Source organism: Nitrosomonas sp. GH22 (genome assembly GCF_009833115.1).
Taxonomy (GTDB): domain Bacteria; phylum Pseudomonadota; class Gammaproteobacteria; order Burkholderiales; family Nitrosomonadaceae; genus Nitrosomonas; species Nitrosomonas eutropha.
Genome location: NZ_QRCA01000017.1, coordinates 16,258 through 33,161 on the forward strand (window position 1 = coordinate 16,258; position 16,904 = coordinate 33,161).

Below are 16,904 nucleotides of genomic sequence, written 5' to 3' on the forward strand. Positions count from 1 at the left end.
TTTAGTAACACTCTGCCTTCCATGGATCATTGCATATCTGAAAGTGAATTCAACGATCTGAAAGCACAAGGGTATAACCGCATACCTTTGGTGCTGGAGACATTCGCCGATCTCGACACTCCCCTTTCCATTTATCTCAAACTGGCCAATCAGCCCTATTCTTACCTGCTGGAATCGATACTGGGAGGAGAACGGTTCGGACGCTATTCGATTATTGGATTACCCGCAACAACCAGGCTAGAAGCTTGCTCCAACCATATTCGTATAATCAGTAACGATACTATAGAAGAAAAAATCGACACAACCGATGTACTTGGTTTTATTGACTCTTTCCTAAATCGGTTCAAAGTTGCTCCTTACGCCAAGTTACCTCGTTTTGGCGGAGGTCTGGCTGGCTATTTTTCCTATGACACCGTTCGTTACATTGAACCCAGGCTGTCTGGTCGTGCCCGTCCAGATACGTTACAGACACCGGATATTTTGCTACTGCTCTCGGAAGAACTGATCGTTATGGACAATCTTTCCGGCAAACTTTATCTGATTATCTACATCAATCCAACATTGGAAAATGCTTATCAGACCGGGAAAGATCATCTCAAGAAATTATTACATAAACTGCGGGAGCCTCTGCCAGTACCAGTCGAAAAACCAACCTCTTCCGGAATAGCTGTTAATGAGTTTTCCGAAGCTGACTTTATTGCCGTTGTGGAAAAGGCTAAACGCTATATTGTCGAAGGCGACATCATGCAGGTTGTCCTCTCACAACGCACTAGTAAACCCTATTCCGCTTCACCACTCGCATTGTATCGTGCCTTGCGTAGCCTTAATCCATCACCCTACATGTTCAATTATCATTTAGGTGACTTTCACGTCGTGGGGGCCTCACCAGAAATTCTGGTCAGACTGGAAAAGGATACGGTTACCGTCCGCCCGATTGCCGGCACTCGGCCACGTGGATTGAATATTCAGGCAGATCAGGCGCTGGCAGTAGATTTACTGGCAGACCCCAAAGAACGAGCCGAACACATCATGCTGATGGATCTGGGGCGCAACGATATCGGCCGGGTTGCACGGACAGGCAGTGTCAAGGTCACTGAAAACATGCAAATAGAATATTATTCGCACGTTATGCATATTGTTTCCAATGTCGAAGGGAAACTCAAACCGGATCTGAACGCCATTGATGTATTACGCGCCACTTTCCCGGCAGGCACTGTTAGTGGGGCACCTAAGGTCAGAGCAATGGAAATCATCGACGAGCTGGAAATCTCAAAACGTGGAATCTATGCCGGTGCAGTTGGTTATCTCGGATTCAACGGTGATATGGATCTGGCTATCACTATCCGTACCGGAATCATCAAGGATGGTATGTTACATGTGCAGGCAGGTGCAGGCATTGTCGCCGATTCCATTCCGCAGAATGAGTGGATTGAAACATGCAACAAGGCCAAAGCATTATTACGCGCAGCAGAGATTGCCGAAAACGGACTGGACAGTGCAATTACCTGAATATTCTCTTACCTGCTGGCAAAGAAATTTTACTTCAAGACGGATTGGAACGAGTACCTACCCCGTATTCGTAAACAAGCTTGCCTCCCAGCCAACCAGCAATACAGAGAACGATCAACCCTAAGACCGACAAGGCAACAGCAGCCAGGCCTGGTTGTCCCAACCGGGTGCCGTCCAACCGCAGAAACAGGCTAACTGTGTACAACGACCAGCTGGCCATCATCAACAGCATATGCTGATTGGCAATTTTCATGGCAGGGCTTTGCTGATCAATTTTTGCAAGCTCCATCAATCCTGCCACCATGGCAAACAATGCACTAATCGTTCCAATAATGAGCAGCACCCCGGCCATCCGGCTGACCAGCTCATTTGTCGTAAACAAACTAGCAATATCACACAACGTTGATATAAACCAGGTTGCAATCGGAAAATGAACCAACATTGGATGAACGGGGTGTCTCATAGCAAGGTTTCCTTTTTCAGGGTTACGTTAAAACAATACGCTCAACAATGTGAGAAAGCCTGCTACGGCTATCCCCGCATGAATAAAAACAATATTTTTAGATGCCACATTACCTTTCATGTGAATTGAGGCAAGATAAAACCCGCCCAATGCTGCCACAACCAGCAGACCTAATGCAGCGGTCAGACGATTATCACCCGACCCCTCCAGCACCACCAGTATCAGCGTCACCAGACCGGCTGCACCCAGCAGCGCATGCACGATTGAAACAGCCCACGGCGCAAGCTGCCCGGAAAGCACTTTTGAAGCCAGAAACAAACCTCCGACAGCAGCAATCGCAAAAATTATAATTGCAATCATAGTCATTGACATCTTTACTCCCTCCTCTTTTTAATAATGGGTTTTTACTATATTACACGCTAGAATACTTTTGCAATTTAAATATGTCAAAACTTGAAATGATGTTTAATTGATCATGAAATCTGCTTTATCGTTGCTGGGAGAACGCCAGCAGTCTTTGCTCACTACCTTGCTGCATCATCGCAAAGGGTTAACCGTAGAGGAATTATCCGGTCTGCTGGCCATTTCCCGGAATGCCGTCAATCAGCACCTTACTCACCTAAGCGGCAGTGGTTTCATTCAAAGTTCCTTGCAGGAAAGTACCGGCGGCAGACCCGGCAAGGTATACACGCTGACACCCAATGGCCTGGAACTTTTCCAGCGACGGTACTCATTTCTGGCAAAACTGCTACTTTCCTGGATAGATAAGAACATGGGAGAACGCGAGCTTGATACGTGTCTGACCGAGCTCGGAAAAGAAATGGCAAATGGGCTTGAGCATCGCATCACGCAATACTCCTCATACAATGACAGACTGCAGGAAGCCGTTACCATCATGAGTGAACTTGGTTACGACACCAAGCTACATCAGCTATCTGAAAATCAGGCAGAAATCGTTGCGAACAACTGTGTTTACCAGGAACTCGCTCAGCAGCACAGTGAATTTTGCCAACTTGATATTAGTTTTTTGAAGCATCTATTGAAGGCTGATATCGAGCATACGGAATGTATTGTGAGAGGCGGTAAACATTGTCGTTTCAAAATAACCGGCACAAAAGAATCGCGATCGCGATAGCCACACTGGCCCCAAACAGCAGCGTTATAATTTTTCAGCTTCATTCACAACGCGAATAAGCAACAGTGGCTCTTCACATCCGGCAAAATAACAAGCGGAAATAACCAAATGTCCTCATCGCAATTAAAAAGAATTGGCGCTTCATTATTCATCGCATCAAGCCTGCTCTCGATTTCCCTTGCTCATGCAAATGAAGATGGTTTGATCAAAACATTGACTGGTTACAACATCAATGAAATCACACCGACTCCATCCATCAAACTGAAATTTGGCGGATGGGTGGAAACCGGCTTCAGTGGTAATCCGCGTGGTCCGCGTAATAAATCTAACTATCCGGTGTCGTTCAATGATGGCGCCAACCAGTTCAAGCTTCATCAGCTGTATGCCTATATCGAAAAAGAAGTTGATCCCAGTAAAAATACCTGGGATATCGGTATGCGTGCCGATCTTCTGTATGGTACGGATGCAAAGTTTTCGGCCACCACCAACTTCGACACCAGTATTTTTGGAGATAGTCCTAAACATCAATTGGTATTTCCCCAGTTGTACGCAAACCTATTCGCTCCGATCGGGAATGGCGTCACGCTGTCAATTGGCCACTTTTATACACTTATCGGCTATGAATCCGTGATGTCATCCAGTAACTTTTTCTTCTCACATGCCTACGCCATGCGTTATGGCGAACCTTTTACGCACATGGGAATATTGTTCTCCTACCCGGTCAACTCTAATCTTACCGTCAAAAATGGGATCGTTACCGGCTGGGATAGTCTTTCTCGACACACCCCCAATTATATGGGTGGATTAAATTATGCTACCGACGATGGAAGAACCACACTTGCAGTTTCACTGATTACCGGAGATACAAGAACCGGTAGCTTGCATGAGAATCACAATCGCACCATGTACAGTGTAGTGATGGAACATCGTCTCCTAGAAAAATTGCGTTATGTATTTCAGCACGATTTTGCAATCGAGACCAGGGCGACTGAAACTCCCTCTGCTGCATGGTACGGTATTAACCAGTATCTTTTGTATGACATTTCAAAGCAACTCGGCGCAGGATTGCGTGTGGAATGGTTTTACGACAAGAATGGAACGCGCGTAATGGGAGATGGCAATAATGAGGATTTCATCGGTATTACAGCAGGATTAAACTACAAACCTGTTCCCGGAATCACTTTGCGCCCGGAAATTCGCTACGACTTGGCTACTCGCCATCATGTATTCAGGGATGGCAGAGACAACGACCAGATACTGCTCTCGGCCAGTGCTATCCTGCATTTCTGATTCTCTGGATATTTTCTATCTGGCTGGCCAAACAGAAAAAACAGCCAGCCAGTTACTGCTCTACATTCACTTCTTCGGCACGTAGAGATCCGTGATCGTACCCTCAGCCAGTTCTGCGGAAAAAAGGACGGTTTCGGATAAAGTGGGATGGGGATGGATAGTCAGCCCGATATCCTGCATATCCGCCCCCATTTCCAGCGCCAGCACTGTTTCCGAGATCAACTCCCCTGCATGAGCACCCACAATTCCTGCACCAAGAATTCTTCGGGTAGTCTTGTCAAAGAGTAATTTGGTCATGCCTTCATCACGCGCCAGGGTGATGGCACGACCACTAGCTGCCCAGGGAAATACTGCTTTCTCATAAGCAATACCCTGTTTTTCGGCTTCGGTCTCTGTCAGTCCCATCCAGGCAACTTCAGGATCGGTATAGGCCACCGAAGGAATGGTGCGCGCATCGAATGCCACCTTGTGCCCGGCAATAACTTCTGCTGCTATTTTGCCTTCATGTGAGGCCTTGTGTGCCAGCATAGGATCTCCAACAATATCGCCAATTGCAAAAATATGAGCAATATTGGTTCGCATCTGCTTATCCACCGTGATGAAACCGTGCTCATCCACGCTCACACCCGCTGCCTCAGCATTGATCAGCTTTCCGTTAGGTCGACGCCCAACCGCAACCAACACTCGATCATAGCGTTGTGGCTCCGGTGCCTGCTCGCCTTCAAAAAACACCTGCACCTCCTTACCGTCCACTTCAATCCGACTGACACTGGTATTGAGGTAAATCGCCTCACATCCAGCTTTCAGTCTCTTATGAAGCGGTTTAACCAGATCAGCATCGGCGCCTGGAATAAGCTGCGCCATCTGTTCCACAATACTGATTTTGCTACCCAGTGCATGATAGACCGTAGCCATCTCCAACCCGATGACTCCACCTCCCACAATAAGCATGCGCGGCGGGATCTCCGTCAATGCCAGTGCGCCGGTCGAATCAATAATGCATTCGTTATCCGGTAATATCGGGATGCGTGCAGCGCTGGATCCGGCCGCAATAATGCAATGCTCAAATGAAACTGTTTCGATCCCATCCGATGTTTCAACTTCAATTAGATGCGAATTGGCAAACTTCCCGGCGCCATGAATAACGGTCACCTTGCGTTGCTTAGCCAGCATCGATAATCCCTTGGTCAGCTTGCCCACAACCGATTCTTTCCAGGAACACAGTTTGCCAATATCAATTTCCGGCCTTCCGAAATGAATACCGTACTGATCCGCCTCTTTTGCTTCGGTAAGCGTTTTTGCAGCATGCAACAGTGCCTTGGAGGGAATGCAACCCACATTCAGACAAACCCCTCCCAATGTGGAATAACGCTCAATCAACACCACTTGTTTACCCAAATCGGCCGCACGAAACGCTGCCGTATACCCTCCCGGACCGGCACCCAGCACAACCACTTCAGCACGTAACTTGCCACGCGCAGTTTCAGGTGACGGCACCACTATCCTGGAAGGTACTTTGCCTGCACCTGCAACAACGGGTTGATCGGTAACTTTAGTCTCATCATAGGATGATGCTGAAGGCACAGCCTCCGCGTCCTTGACTTCCAGCGTGGCAATGAGCGATCCTTGTGAAATCTTATCACCGGCTTTGACGTGCATTTCTTTCACGATGCCCGACTGAGGCGCCGGAACTTCTATCGAAGCTTTATCGGTCTCGAGTACCAACAGCGGCATTTCCTGTTCTACCCGATCCCCCGGTTTAACCAGAGTTTCTATGACTGGAACATCCTTAAAATCGCCAATATCAGGCAAAACTATTGTTGTAAATTGTGTCATCTTCTTATTCCCTGATATGGCCATCACCCAGCACGATAAACTTCTGGCTGGTCAGTCCTTCCAGCCCCACTGGGCCACGTGCGTGCAACTTATCTGTAGAAATACCAATTTCCGCTCCCAGACCATATTCAAATCCGTCAGCAAAACGGGTTGAAGCATTCACCATGACCGAACTGGAATCTACTTCACGCAGAAATTGTCGCGCACGCGAATAATTTTCTGTCACGATAGTATCGGTATGTTGTGATCCATAGGTGGCAATATGCGTAATGGCCTCATCAATATCAGCCACAATACGAACACTCAGAATCGGCGCGAGATATTCAGCATACCAGTCTTCCTCCACAGCCGGTTTCATTCGGGAAACAAGTGCACATGCTGCCTCATCCCCCCGTAATTCCACCTCTTTTTCCAAAAATATTTGGCAGATGCGTGGTAAAAATTGTTCAGCAATCCCAGTATGCACCAGTAACGTCTCCATGGTGTTGCATGTGCCGTAACGCTGAGTTTTAGCATTATCTGCAACACGCACCGCTTTTTCCAGATCTGCTGACAAATCAACGTATACATGACACACGCCATCCAGATGCTTGATAACCGGAACACGCGCTTCATTAGTAATCCGTTCGATCAACCCCTTACCACCTCGTGGAACAATCACATCCACATATTCACTCATGGTAATCAGCGCGCTCACCGCCGCACGATCTGTCGTCTCCACCACCTGCATAGTCTGTTCAGGCAGGCCCGCCGATCTAAGTCCCTCTCTTACGCAAATGGCAATGGCCTGATTACTTTGTATCGCCTCAGATCCCCCACGCAAAATTGCTGCATTACCCGCTTTCAAGCATAGACCGGCAGCATCCGCCGTCACGTTCGGGCGTGCCTCATAAATAATACCGATTACCCCCAGTGGCACCCGCATTTTACCTACCTGAATACCGGATGGACGATAATCCAGATCTGTCATCGCTCCAATCGGATCAGGTAGTGTGGCAATCTGTTCTAGACCGGTGGCCATACTGACAACCCCTCTCGAAGTCAATGTCAGGCGATCAATCATGGCTGATTCCAAACCTTTATTTCTGGCCTGCGCTACATCTTTGGCATTAGCCGCTAGCAATAATGCCTCATCACGACGAATAGCACGAGCCATCATAGCAAGTGCATGATTTTTAGTAGCGGTATCTGCTTTTGCAACTATCCGCGCTGCCGCACACGCCGCACGCCCGAGAGCCTGCATATCAGCGTGTATTTTTTCGTTTTTTTCCATGAGAAATGTCAGTCAATCGGTTATCAAGGGTAATCTGGTGAATCGGCAGGAATTTTCCAGAATCATTATTTACTGGAATCTTTGGCAGTCGATCCCCGCCATTTTCCTACGTGAATCAATTTATTTCTAAGGCCCGGCAATGGATAATCAAGTGCATAAGCCTGCTCAGCATAATGGCCGGCCTTTTCATAGTTCTTTTGCTTAAAATACATCAGCCCGAGGTTATAAAGAATTGTGGCATTGTTTGGCTCCAGACTGGCTGCCACCTGTAGCTGTTCGAGTGCTTCTCTATTTCTGTTGTGATGGGATAAAAATGCGCTGTAAATCGAGCGAACCTGTGCATCCTTCGTATTCATACGAATCGCTCGATCAAAATAACACTCAACCGGCCATGTTAAACCCGGAATTTGAGTAGACTTCTCCCTAATAGAAAGTTTAACTAGGCTCACCAATGCACGATGATGATTAGGCCAGGCACGAAGCGTATAATTTAGACTTCCTCCAAGCCACCTGATACCTCTCCCATTAAGAACTAGGTTTTCCATATCAGAAGTGAAGTGAAAAGCTTCAACAATATCCAACTTTTCCTTAAGATGAAACCGATTCATATAATCAAACGGACCATAGCCACCGGCAATCTCTAATTCGCCACAGTAAACTTTTCCTTTAGCTACTACCGCTACGGGTAAAGCAATAAAAAACATCATGGCGATAAAAGCTGCCAAAATTTTCATAGCTTCCTGATTTCCCATAAAATTAAATGATCACCCTTTACAAGCAGCACCCAGTAGTCTGGCCAGCTCTTTAGTCCTGGCCTCTCTCGAATTGGACAATATTTTATCCATTGGTGCAATCGGTGCCTTATCTTCTCTCAATAACGCAAGAAATCGCCGCAATCCGGTCATAATAGCTTCCTTCGAATCCAGCGGTGCAATCGTGTCGACCCCCATACTGCGAAGCTTTTCTGCCGTATCGCCCACCAGATCGGTCAATGCCAGAATGGGTCGTTGTGCACGCAGGTATTCGTATAGCTTGGCAGGAATTTGATTATTGCAATTCGCTGCTTGTAAAATCAGCAGCCCATCAACCGTCAGCATTTCAGCAAGCGCATCATTGTAGGAAATGGGAGGTGCGAGCGAAACGACAGCTCCGATTTCAAAATGATCAATCAGGGATTGCAGATACGCTTCGTGGTGTGAAGCACGCAGAATAATGTGCAAACTTTCAGCACCAATTACATGTTTCTTCAGCAAAGTAGCTAAAGCTTCAAATAAACAAGTTGGGTCACGCTCCGATGGATAAATAACTCCACTGTGTAGCAGAGTAATCCCGCCAGCTTTGGTAATCTGATTCACAGAACGTGTGATAGCAGCAAAACTGGATTCATCATACCCGTTTTCTATCAAATGAAATCGAGATGCCGGGACATGCGAAAACCGTGTTTGATAATCCCTCAATGTACCAGGTGTTGTAAAAACCGCACTGGCGCACTGCGCGATCGTTTTATTTTCCACCCGTTCATAAGCACGATAGGTTAACGGATCGGGTGGATAATCCGGCTGTACCATCGGATCCCTGAAATCAGCCACCCAGGGGATGCCTGTCAAACGATGTAAGGTTAATCCTATCAAATGCGCTGTTGCAATGGGATAAGTTGACCAGATCACATCCGGCTTATATTTTTTGATCAGATACCACCCTGTAGGTACCGCACCCAGCCACCAGCTTATCCAGCGATCCGGCAGGGCCAGCAGCCGTGGATATCGCCCTTTCAGAGTCAAATGTCTTGCCGTATCCAGCGCAAAGGCGCGATAGACACGTACCTCCTGCGGAATATCCGCCAGCTGACCAGAATCAGTTTGCTGGTAAGCTCGCGGTGAAGGAGTCAGAACAATCGGCTCCCAGCCATGGTCCGGTAAGTATCGTGCAAAACGCAATGTGCGCTGCATACCGCTACTGCCGTGCAAAGGTGGAAAGTGGTAAGCAATCATCAATACCCGCTTTACCATGACAATACGCGATTTCCGGTTTGTTCTGCTACTTGATCACGCCATTCGCGAGTGGAGAAAGTATGATTAGCACTGTCTATATGAAAAACTTCTGTTTGCCTTGTTTTCATAGCTTCCTGCCAATCCGCCGACGAATCAGCCAGATCCAGAAATTCACGTGCTGTCAGATCATTTCCACTGGTAATAATCAGTATTTTTCCTTGGAAACGTTTCAGGCCGTCCAGCATACGCTCCGGCAAAGGGGCTGTCAGGTCACATGATGCACCGGCACTATCTTCTGAAGCAGCCGATTTTTTACCACCTGGCAAACTATTCCTGCCGAATGCATATAAAGACTGGATGGAAGCCAGCGGATTGAATTTCCCACCGAGCAGTTTTTTCCAGAACTCCGGCTCAAACAGACGCTGCAGATAATAGTGCCTCAGATACGCCTTGGCGATACCCTGCTCTGTTCTGACCCATGGATTCAATAGCACCAATCCGCTCACTCGCCGATCCTGATACGCATAGAACAAAGCAGCCGAGGCTGCGTCACACAACCCCCAAATCACGACATCCTCCAGAAAAGGGCACTCGCTGAAGAAAAAATCAGTAGCACTACGCAAGTCCTCGCCAACATGCTCGAACGTCCTGATATTACCGTCACTATCACCCATCCCCCGGCAATCAAATCGCATAACGGAAATACCACGCTTTGCCAAATAGCGCGCAAGTAATACAAACTGTCGATGGCTACCGACACGATACTGCGGCCCGCCGACAACGATTAACACACCACGCGCCACCGGTTGTTGCGGCACACTCATAATCCCATACAGCCATTCATGCTCACAACGGAAGCGCAGCGCGCGCTCTTGAAAGCTCATGGCTGGACTCCGAAAGATGATTCAACCGCCTTGGTAGTCGCTGCTAGCAGCTCATGGCACTCACTGATTTCCTGGGTTGCCCAGAACGGCAACCCAGGCATGAGCAGCACTTTTGGACAGATACCGGACTGACTCCATGTCTCCACGATCGAAGTACTCGCTGGAGAAAGCCCGCGCCCGGTATCAGGCGTAATTTCAAACCAATATACTTCACTATTTTTGACAATCAATTGCCCTAATTTCAATGCATCGATAGCAGCAGCCATAGCAGATGAGAGGGTATAGCCCGCTATTTCAAGTGCTTCACCCACTCCCAGTTTTTCACGAAAATCCTGAACATTTGTAGCCTTATCCGTATCATCCGACATAAGTTTACTCACCAGTTTCAAGCGCAAGAACTGAGTCAGAAATGATTTGCCATTGCCAACAGGCTGCCAGAGCACAAATTTCACTGGGTCATCTTCCGCTTCTTCATTTTTTGCATAATCCAATGCTAGCAAAGCTCCCAACCGCAGTCCCCAAAAATGAATCGATGCAAATCCTTGCTGTATCAACCATAGCCTGGCGTGTGCAATATCACCCTTCCAGATTTCCCATGTTGCATCCCCAAAATCTCCTTCACTGTCCCCACAGCCATACAAGTCGATCTGCAGTACACCAAACCCCATTGCTGCAAACACCCTGGCTTGTAAAGCAGCCATGCGCCGGGATTTATTCATTTCCTCAGCAAACGGATGGATATAGATAAAAGCCTGACTTAATGGCACCCCCTTACCGGGCGGATGGTAGAGGCAGAAACGCTTTCCTGGCGAAGCATCCAGAAAGAAAGGTTCGGCCGGTTGATTATTCATACAAATTCAGTGCGACAATTTATACTCAACAAAAAGTGCCAGGCTACCGAGCGTTTCAAAAGTCTGCGCACTGATTTCATCGTCATCCACCGAAAAATCAAAGTACTCTTCCAGTGCAGTAATCACGTTGACTACTGCCATCGAATCCAGTTCGGGGATATTACCGAGCAGCACAGAATCAGCTGTCAGCGCGTGTTTTCTTTCCCCAAGATTCAATACATCACCCAAAATATTTCTGACTGCTTCAAGATGCTGCATAATTACTCCACAAAAGGCAATTACTCGATATCAGCGGCATTTTAAGACAGTTTCTTAAAATATGCCGGATTGATCGCTCCCACAGCCCTGCTGTAAAACTATTTATTTAATATTGAGCCTCTGAATCGGATGGTGTTACAGTTGACGACAAACGATTCTCAAAGCCTAATCATCCCAACCACACATCATGAACTGGTCAGAACTGTATTGGCAACGTATCACTCCGCTACATCTCCTTTTATGGCCAGTCAGCTTGCTATTTGTCCTGTTTCAGTCTATCCGGCGCCATCTATATCGGCGTGCGATATTAACCTCGGTTCACCTTCCTGTGCCGGTGATTGTTGTTGACAGCATCACTGCCACAAGCCCGGTTAAAACACCACTCATCATCCAGATAGTCAATATGCTGAGAGCAAGTGGATTACGGCCTGGGATCATTGGCCACGGCTACACCGATAACTATCACTCGCCAATGAGCGTGACCATTGATAGTCCTCTGCAGCTCGCTGGTAAGAAATCACTGTTACTCGCCTATTATTTGCGTGAAACCTGCCCTGTATGGATCGGCCACGATCGGATCGAAGTGGCAAAAGCGCTGCTGGAAACACATAAGGAATGTAACGTACTGATATGTAATGACGGCCTGCAGGATCTTCGGCTGCAGCGTGACTTTGAGGTCGTTATTGTTGATACCAGTGTTATCAATTCCGGGAATGGTCTGATCATGCCTGCCGGGCCACTGCGAGACAGCTTTGCTCGCTTAAAGCATTCGAATGTCGTCGTGCAGGCAGGCCATCACAGACAAATTCCAGATATCGGGGAAGAAATCCGAACGTTTTATATCACACCGCTGAAAGAGCATTTTTTCAACCTGTCACGGCCTGAATTAACGGCCAGTGCAGCAGAGCTTGCAAACAAACGTATCCATGCGGTTACCTGTGATCCGGATATACAAAATTTTCTGGATAACCTCAAATTTCTGAGATTGACGGTCACCCCATACATCTTTTCTGAAGATCATCATTTTGTTGCAGAGGATTTTCCGTTTGATGAAGCTGAAATCATTCTGATACCGGAAGAAGATGCAGTAAAATGCTTTAATCTGCACGACGAGCGCATCTGGGTTTTACAACAGGAATATCGTGTTGACCTCGGGTTACGCACAATCATACTTAAGAAGCTGAGAGAAAAATTCATGGATCCAAAACTTCTGGACATTTTAGCTTGTCCACTATGCAAAGGCCCTCTTATCTACAAAAAAGACCGACTGGAGCTAATCTGCAAGGCGGATCGGTTAGCTTACCCCATTCGGGACGGCATTCCCGTTATGCTGGAGGACGAAGCAAGAAGACTGCCTGACGAAGAAGAAATCAAGTAGACAGACTTTCCGCGGACGGAACCTACTCCTGCCATTTTCCCGACAACAGAAACTAAACTACCGCTTGCTCAAAGCAGGCTGGTTGGCGCAGCTTGGATGCAGACGACTTTAGTCGCCTATATCCGCACCAAGCTAAATACGTATAAATCAATATATTTAACGTGAAAGTCCCCATCTAAAGATGGGGACTTTCACGTTATGCCCAGGCGTTAGATTTTGAAACATAGCTTCGTGTGGCTGTGGAAAAACTGTGAGCAATTACCCAATACCAGCTTACAGTTCATTCACTTGGCATTTCTGGCAATCCTGCTAAAAAGACTTTGAATGGGTTCTTATGATAAAGCGCTGTATGAGCTGAGGTATCTCGTCGAAAAAGCTTTCCTTCATCTCAAAAGGTAGCATGGGATTGCCACAAAATATGCTAAAAATACTTCTTTTTTTCTCGCAACTGTGCAAATTAGATGTATTGCTCTTTGGGTAAATATCTTCTGATTACACTATCCCTAGCGCAATACTTTCTTAATCGCTAACAGATATTTGTCAATCACAATCCGCTCATCAAATTCCTGTTCCATTTTTTTTCTGCCCCGCAACCCCATGGCTGTACGCTCAGCGTGAGATAAAGCAACTATTTTAGAGATTTTATTAGCAAGATCCGCTGCATCTCGCGGCTGGCATAAATAACCATTGATGCCATCATCCACGACATCACGGCAACCAACAGAATCTGTTGTCACAAGCGGTCGCGCCATTGCAGCCGCTTCCAGCAAGGTGCGTGGAACACCCTCACGGTAGGAGGGCAGGACAACACAATCAGCCAGCGCAATTTCTTCCGCCACGTTATCACTCGCCCCCAGATAGCGGATGACACCCTCCTCCACCCATTCATCCATCTGCGAACGGGAAATAGCAGCCGGATTCTGTACATCCAGAAAGCCCAGCAGACAAAATTCTGCATTCAATCCCTGTCCCTTCAATACGCGTGCTGCCTCAACAAACTCTCCTACGCCCTTGTCCCACAGCATGCGCGCAATCAACAGAAAACGTAAGGTTTTTTTATTGGGTAAGGATATGGGTACAAAGTGGTCGAGATCGATCCCAGAACCTGGTAGACGATCAGTAATTGCATCAGATACCAATTTTCCTGAAACAAACAACGCCCTGTCCTCATCGTTTTGGAAAAATATCTTTACCGAACGCGATAACGCCAGACGATATAATCCCCGTACCAGTCGGGTCAACCAGCCTTCCCGGATGAATACCGACCCCAGACCGGCGATATTGTTGATAACCGGAACAGCCAACAAGTGCGCAGCCAGCGAACCATAAATGTTCGGCTTGACCGTATACCCCAGATAAGCAGCTGGCCTTTCCTTGTGCATTAGCCGCAGAAAACGCCAGAACAGCAACAGATCCCGCCCGGGATGCGTACCCTTGTTATCCATCGACAAAGGTACATAACGACAACCCAATTCTGCCAGACGTGGTGCATAATTATCCGGTGGTGCAACTGCCACCACCTCATACCCCGCAGCAACCATGGCACGAATGAGACCAGCACGGAAATTCACCAGATTCCACGCAGTATTGAGTGTAATAATGATTTTTTTGTTCAATGCGATTGCATTTCCTGCGCTATACCTGATACCGGTAAAATTTTTATTCCAGAACCACATTCTTCCACGCGAGGTGGTAGCTCTCGACCATGCGCTCCAGACTAAAATGAGCTTCTACCTGCTGCCGGGCAGCAGCACAGCGCGCCTGCCAGGCAACCTCATCCTGCATGGCTATATGCGCCTGCAACAAGGCATCAGCTAGTGCTTCCGGATCTTTTGACGGCACGACCCAGCCAGTCTCACCAACTATTATCGCTGCATCCCCAACATCCGTCACCACTGCGGGTGTGCCGCAGGCCATGGCTTCCGCTACTACATTGGGAAACGCTTCACTGGAACTGGAAAGAACATGCACATCTAGCGCGTTCATTACATCAGGTATATCCACGCGTTGCCCCAGCAGTTTCACTTTTCCAGTTAGATCCAGTTCCGACAACCAAGCAGTCAGTTGCGTATTGTTCTGATCCAATCCACGCCCCACCAGTACACAACAAAAATCTACCTCTCGGTATTTAATTGTTGCCAATGCATCCAGTAGGTTTTTATGATCTTTCAGTGGATCAAACCGCCCTACCATACCAATCAGCCAGCGATTCTCTGTATCCAGCTCTACACGCAGTTGCGTACGAGAAACCGCATCAATATTGAAACGAACCAGATCGTAACCATTGGGAATCACCTGCAACTTGTTTGCCGCATAGCCTAGATCACGATGTACTTCCAGTGCCTCCTGCGCGCAACAGACGATAACTGATGGCACCCAGGAGCTAATGCGGGCACACAATCCAGCCACCCGGATGGTAGAACGCCTGGATTTTTCAACATCCAAAGTAGAATGGTGAATACCCCAGCACACCTGCCTTATTCCGGCCAGACGGGCAACCACACCACCGATTAGATCGGCATGGTACATCCACGTTTGCACCACTTGTGGGCGGGCCTGACGCAGCAACTGCCATAGTCGCCACAGCCCACCAGGCGTAACTCGGCCACGCGGCATATACAAACAAGACACTGACACTCCAGCTTTGCGCAGTAAAGGCCCATATTTACCTTCATCCATCAAGGAAATGACATGGTGCTTCTCAGTGTTATCATTGGTACATAAACGGTACAGGACAGCCTCGGCACCGCCATCGTTGAGGCCGGAGATAACGTGAAAGATATGGCTCATCTAATACCTAGCCTTAATATCAGCATTAAACTCTTGTAGAACAATATCGATAACATTAACAACAAAACAGGAAAAACAGAGGCAATAAAATTAGATGGATTTGCATAAAAAATAGAAATAAAGCCGATTTTTATAGCAGCATAGGCCAAAAAAATACAGCACAACGAATCAGATTTTATGGCATCAAAAAAAGCCTGCAATAATTTTATAAATCCACCAAATACTACGCTCGTTATAAAAACTCCAAAAACATGTGCCTGCATAAGCCCCAGTGTTATCAAATCAACGGGAATTGTCCCGGTTACACCATAATCTCCTTTCTTTGCACCTGAAATAACCAAGGTATTTATCTGTTCCACACCTTCCATCAAGCCTGTAGTCCAGGAAGAGGGAAGCAGATACAATGGTGAATATAGTAAATCGGTAAAACCCCGATATAAATAATCTCCTTGTTCCAACTGAGAAAAAAAACCTACAAAAGGAAAAGAAATTTCTTTCACCACATAGTACGAAAAATTATCAGCTCCCTTTATTTCAAAGATATTACTGATGATATACAACAGATATAAAGCAGCTAGGCTGCCAACCGCTCCACCAATTACAACTATTCTGGCTGAAAAACGCTTAAGATAAATAAAAGCCAGCAAAAACACACACAAATACACAACGAAACCAGCTCTGCCAGACCACGAATACAGTATATAAACCGAAAATAGAAATGCCAGCCAAAATCCCAAGAAATTAAAAAGTGTTTTATTACCATCTCTTCTTGCAGCCCAAAAAATATAGGATGAAAAAAGTGCTAGATGACCGAAAGGCTGCAAGAAACTCCAAGGATTATTTATCTCAAAAATTCCCGACCTGATAGCCCTGGAATATTCAAGATAAGAAAAAAAACCTCCAAAAGCACTGACATACAGATATCTCAACACAAAAGCAGCAATAAGCATAAACCACGCTATAAACACCAGCTCCCTGTAGTTGAGAAAGAAAATACGCGACGCTATTCCGGTGACAAAAGAAGTAATTGGCACGCTCCACCCCAGAAATATGCCAAGAATCGTAAATAAAACAGATAGGTTATAGAATACCCAAGAGTCTCTATCATGAGCTATCCTTTCTGCCCCAAGAAAATCAGCTCCGGATATGGCAGCATGCACGACAGTGACCCACCCCAACCCATATACCAGTCCTGTTGCCAATAACGACCAGGATATCAGGGGAGGGTATTCCTTTCTCTGTGTAC

16 protein-coding genes and 3 pseudogenes are annotated in these 16,904 nt (G+C 46.9%); 7 read left to right on the forward strand and 12 right to left on the reverse strand.

All coding sequences use genetic code 11. The features are described from left to right. Positions 1–21 precede the first annotated feature (21 nt). The gene (gene trpE / locus ABF86_RS06790) at positions 22–1,509 is read left to right on the forward strand and encodes an anthranilate synthase component I (RefSeq protein WP_011635117.1); all 1,488 of its coding nucleotides are present in this window, start codon (positions 22–24) and stop codon (positions 1,507–1,509) included. Positions 1,510–1,543: 34 nt separating this feature from the next. Here trpE and ABF86_RS06795 read toward each other — a convergent pair whose 3' ends face one another. Beyond that, positions 1,544–1,972 carry a DUF2231 domain-containing protein gene (locus ABF86_RS06795; protein ID WP_011635118.1) on the reverse strand — a complete coding sequence of 143 codons (429 nt, stop codon included), beginning with the start codon at positions 1,970–1,972 and terminating at the stop codon, positions 1,544–1,546. A 27-nt stretch (positions 1,973–1,999) separates the two neighbouring features. After that, entirely contained in the window at positions 2,000–2,332 is a 333-nt protein-coding gene (locus tag ABF86_RS06800) for a hypothetical protein (protein WP_240142255.1), read from the reverse strand. Between the two features lie 115 nt (positions 2,333–2,447). Between ABF86_RS06800 and ABF86_RS06805 the strand changes: the two genes are divergently transcribed. Together ABF86_RS06805 and ABF86_RS06810 are read left to right on the forward strand one after the other, a co-directional pair. Continuing rightward, the gene (locus ABF86_RS06805) at positions 2,448–3,107 is read left to right on the forward strand and encodes a methanogen output domain 1-containing protein (RefSeq protein WP_011635120.1); all 660 of its coding nucleotides are present in this window, start codon (positions 2,448–2,450) and stop codon (positions 3,105–3,107) included. Positions 3,108–3,215: 108 nt separating this feature from the next. Further along, complete coding sequence (locus ABF86_RS06810; protein ID WP_011635121.1) at positions 3,216–4,397, forward strand: porin; 1,182 nt, start codon at positions 3,216–3,218, stop codon at positions 4,395–4,397. A 66-nt stretch (positions 4,398–4,463) separates the two neighbouring features. Here the strand turns inward: ABF86_RS06810 and lpdA are convergent, their stop codons facing one another. The 7 genes from lpdA to ABF86_RS06845 all read right to left on the reverse strand — a co-directional run bounded on the left by lpdA (position 4,464) and on the right by ABF86_RS06845 (position 11,490). Next, a complete protein-coding gene (gene lpdA, locus ABF86_RS06815; protein ID WP_074684933.1) occupies positions 4,464–6,233 on the reverse strand; it encodes a dihydrolipoyl dehydrogenase in 1,770 nt (589 codons plus the stop codon). Positions 6,234–6,237: 4 nt separating this feature from the next. Further along, positions 6,238–7,506, reverse strand: a complete 1,269-nt coding sequence (locus tag ABF86_RS06820) for a glutamate-5-semialdehyde dehydrogenase (RefSeq protein WP_011635123.1) — start codon at positions 7,504–7,506, stop codon at positions 6,238–6,240. A gap of 65 nt (positions 7,507–7,571) precedes the next feature. Continuing rightward, positions 7,572–8,258: a tetratricopeptide repeat protein gene (locus ABF86_RS06825; RefSeq protein ID WP_011635124.1), complete on the reverse strand. Its 687-nt coding sequence runs from the start codon at positions 8,256–8,258 to the stop codon at positions 7,572–7,574. A gap of 12 nt (positions 8,259–8,270) precedes the next feature. Then, positions 8,271–9,515, reverse strand: coding sequence for a glycosyltransferase (locus ABF86_RS06830; RefSeq protein WP_041353565.1), 1,245 nt, complete (start codon positions 9,513–9,515; stop codon positions 8,271–8,273). Continuing rightward, a complete protein-coding gene (locus ABF86_RS06835) occupies positions 9,509–10,381 on the reverse strand; it encodes a hydrolase 1, exosortase A system-associated (protein WP_011635126.1) in 873 nt (290 codons plus the stop codon). The genes ABF86_RS06830 and ABF86_RS06835 overlap by 7 nt, the downstream gene beginning before the upstream one ends. Next, positions 10,378–11,232, reverse strand: coding sequence for a hydrolase 2, exosortase A system-associated (locus ABF86_RS06840; RefSeq protein ID WP_011635127.1), 855 nt, complete (start codon positions 11,230–11,232; stop codon positions 10,378–10,380). The genes ABF86_RS06835 and ABF86_RS06840 overlap by 4 nt, the downstream gene beginning before the upstream one ends. A gap of 6 nt (positions 11,233–11,238) precedes the next feature. Continuing rightward, complete coding sequence (locus ABF86_RS06845) at positions 11,239–11,490, reverse strand: phosphopantetheine-binding protein (protein ID WP_011635128.1); 252 nt, start codon at positions 11,488–11,490, stop codon at positions 11,239–11,241. A 187-nt stretch (positions 11,491–11,677) separates the two neighbouring features. Between ABF86_RS06845 and lpxK the strand changes: the two are divergent. The 4 genes and pseudogenes from lpxK to ABF86_RS06860 all read left to right on the forward strand — a co-directional run. Further along, positions 11,678–12,661, forward strand: a pseudogene (gene lpxK / locus ABF86_RS06850) (tetraacyldisaccharide 4'-kinase); the annotation flags it as partial. Between the two features lie 24 nt (positions 12,662–12,685). Next, positions 12,686–12,868, forward strand: coding sequence for a Trm112 family protein (locus ABF86_RS12840; RefSeq protein ID WP_240142258.1), 183 nt, complete (start codon positions 12,686–12,688; stop codon positions 12,866–12,868). Positions 12,869–13,057: 189 nt separating this feature from the next. Continuing rightward, a pseudogene (locus ABF86_RS06855) lies at positions 13,058–13,192 on the forward strand (IS5/IS1182 family transposase); the annotation flags it as partial. Positions 13,193–13,201: 9 nt separating this feature from the next. Then, positions 13,202–13,360 (forward strand): annotated as a pseudogene (locus tag ABF86_RS06860) (IS5/IS1182 family transposase); the annotation flags it as partial. An 11-nt stretch (positions 13,361–13,371) separates the two neighbouring features. Here the strand turns inward: ABF86_RS06860 and ABF86_RS06865 are convergent. The 3 genes from ABF86_RS06865 to ABF86_RS06875 are packed head-to-tail and all read right to left on the reverse strand — an operon-like array spanning position 13,372 to position 16,818. Beyond that, entirely contained in the window at positions 13,372–14,484 is a 1,113-nt protein-coding gene (locus ABF86_RS06865; RefSeq protein ID WP_041353842.1) for a glycosyltransferase family 4 protein, read from the reverse strand. Positions 14,485–14,527: 43 nt separating this feature from the next. Continuing rightward, positions 14,528–15,658 (reverse strand): glycosyltransferase, encoded by a 1,131-nt coding sequence (locus ABF86_RS06870; RefSeq protein WP_074684934.1) that lies wholly within the window; start codon positions 15,656–15,658, stop codon positions 14,528–14,530. Then, positions 15,655–16,818 carry a hypothetical protein gene (locus ABF86_RS06875; RefSeq protein WP_143032844.1) on the reverse strand — a complete coding sequence of 388 codons (1,164 nt, stop codon included), beginning with the start codon at positions 16,816–16,818 and terminating at the stop codon, positions 15,655–15,657. The genes ABF86_RS06870 and ABF86_RS06875 overlap by 4 nt, the downstream gene beginning before the upstream one ends. Between the last annotated feature and the right edge of the window lie 86 nt (positions 16,819–16,904).

Excerpts from the sequence above, each read along its gene's own strand:
- trpE (WP_011635117.1), top strand. The coding sequence starts at position 22 with ATGGATCATTGCATATCTGAAAGTGAATTCAACGATCTGAAAGCACAA.
- ABF86_RS06835 (WP_011635126.1), bottom strand. The coding sequence starts at position 10,381 with ATGAGCTTTCAAGAGCGCGCGCTGCGCTTCCGTTGTGAGCATGAATGG.
- ABF86_RS12840 (WP_240142258.1), top strand. The coding sequence starts at position 12,686 with ATGGATCCAAAACTTCTGGACATTTTAGCTTGTCCACTATGCAAAGGC.
- ABF86_RS06805 (WP_011635120.1), top strand. The coding sequence starts at position 2,448 with ATGAAATCTGCTTTATCGTTGCTGGGAGAACGCCAGCAGTCTTTGCTC.
- ABF86_RS06870 (WP_074684934.1), bottom strand. The coding sequence starts at position 15,658 with ATGAGCCATATCTTTCACGTTATCTCCGGCCTCAACGATGGCGGTGCC.
- ABF86_RS06830 (WP_041353565.1), bottom strand. The coding sequence starts at position 9,515 with ATGGTAAAGCGGGTATTGATGATTGCTTACCACTTTCCACCTTTGCAC.
- ABF86_RS06845 (WP_011635128.1), bottom strand. The coding sequence starts at position 11,490 with ATGCAGCATCTTGAAGCAGTCAGAAATATTTTGGGTGATGTATTGAAT.
- ABF86_RS06840 (WP_011635127.1), bottom strand. The coding sequence starts at position 11,232 with ATGAATAATCAACCGGCCGAACCTTTCTTTCTGGATGCTTCGCCAGGA.
- ABF86_RS06825 (WP_011635124.1), bottom strand. The coding sequence starts at position 8,258 with ATGGGAAATCAGGAAGCTATGAAAATTTTGGCAGCTTTTATCGCCATG.
- ABF86_RS06800 (WP_240142255.1), bottom strand. The coding sequence starts at position 2,332 with ATGATTGCAATTATAATTTTTGCGATTGCTGCTGTCGGAGGTTTGTTT.
- ABF86_RS06810 (WP_011635121.1), top strand. The coding sequence starts at position 3,216 with ATGTCCTCATCGCAATTAAAAAGAATTGGCGCTTCATTATTCATCGCA.
- ABF86_RS06820 (WP_011635123.1), bottom strand. The coding sequence starts at position 7,506 with ATGGAAAAAAACGAAAAAATACACGCTGATATGCAGGCTCTCGGGCGT.
- ABF86_RS06795 (WP_011635118.1), bottom strand. The coding sequence starts at position 1,972 with ATGAGACACCCCGTTCATCCAATGTTGGTTCATTTTCCGATTGCAACC.
- lpdA (WP_074684933.1), bottom strand. The coding sequence starts at position 6,233 with ATGACACAATTTACAACAATAGTTTTGCCTGATATTGGCGATTTTAAG.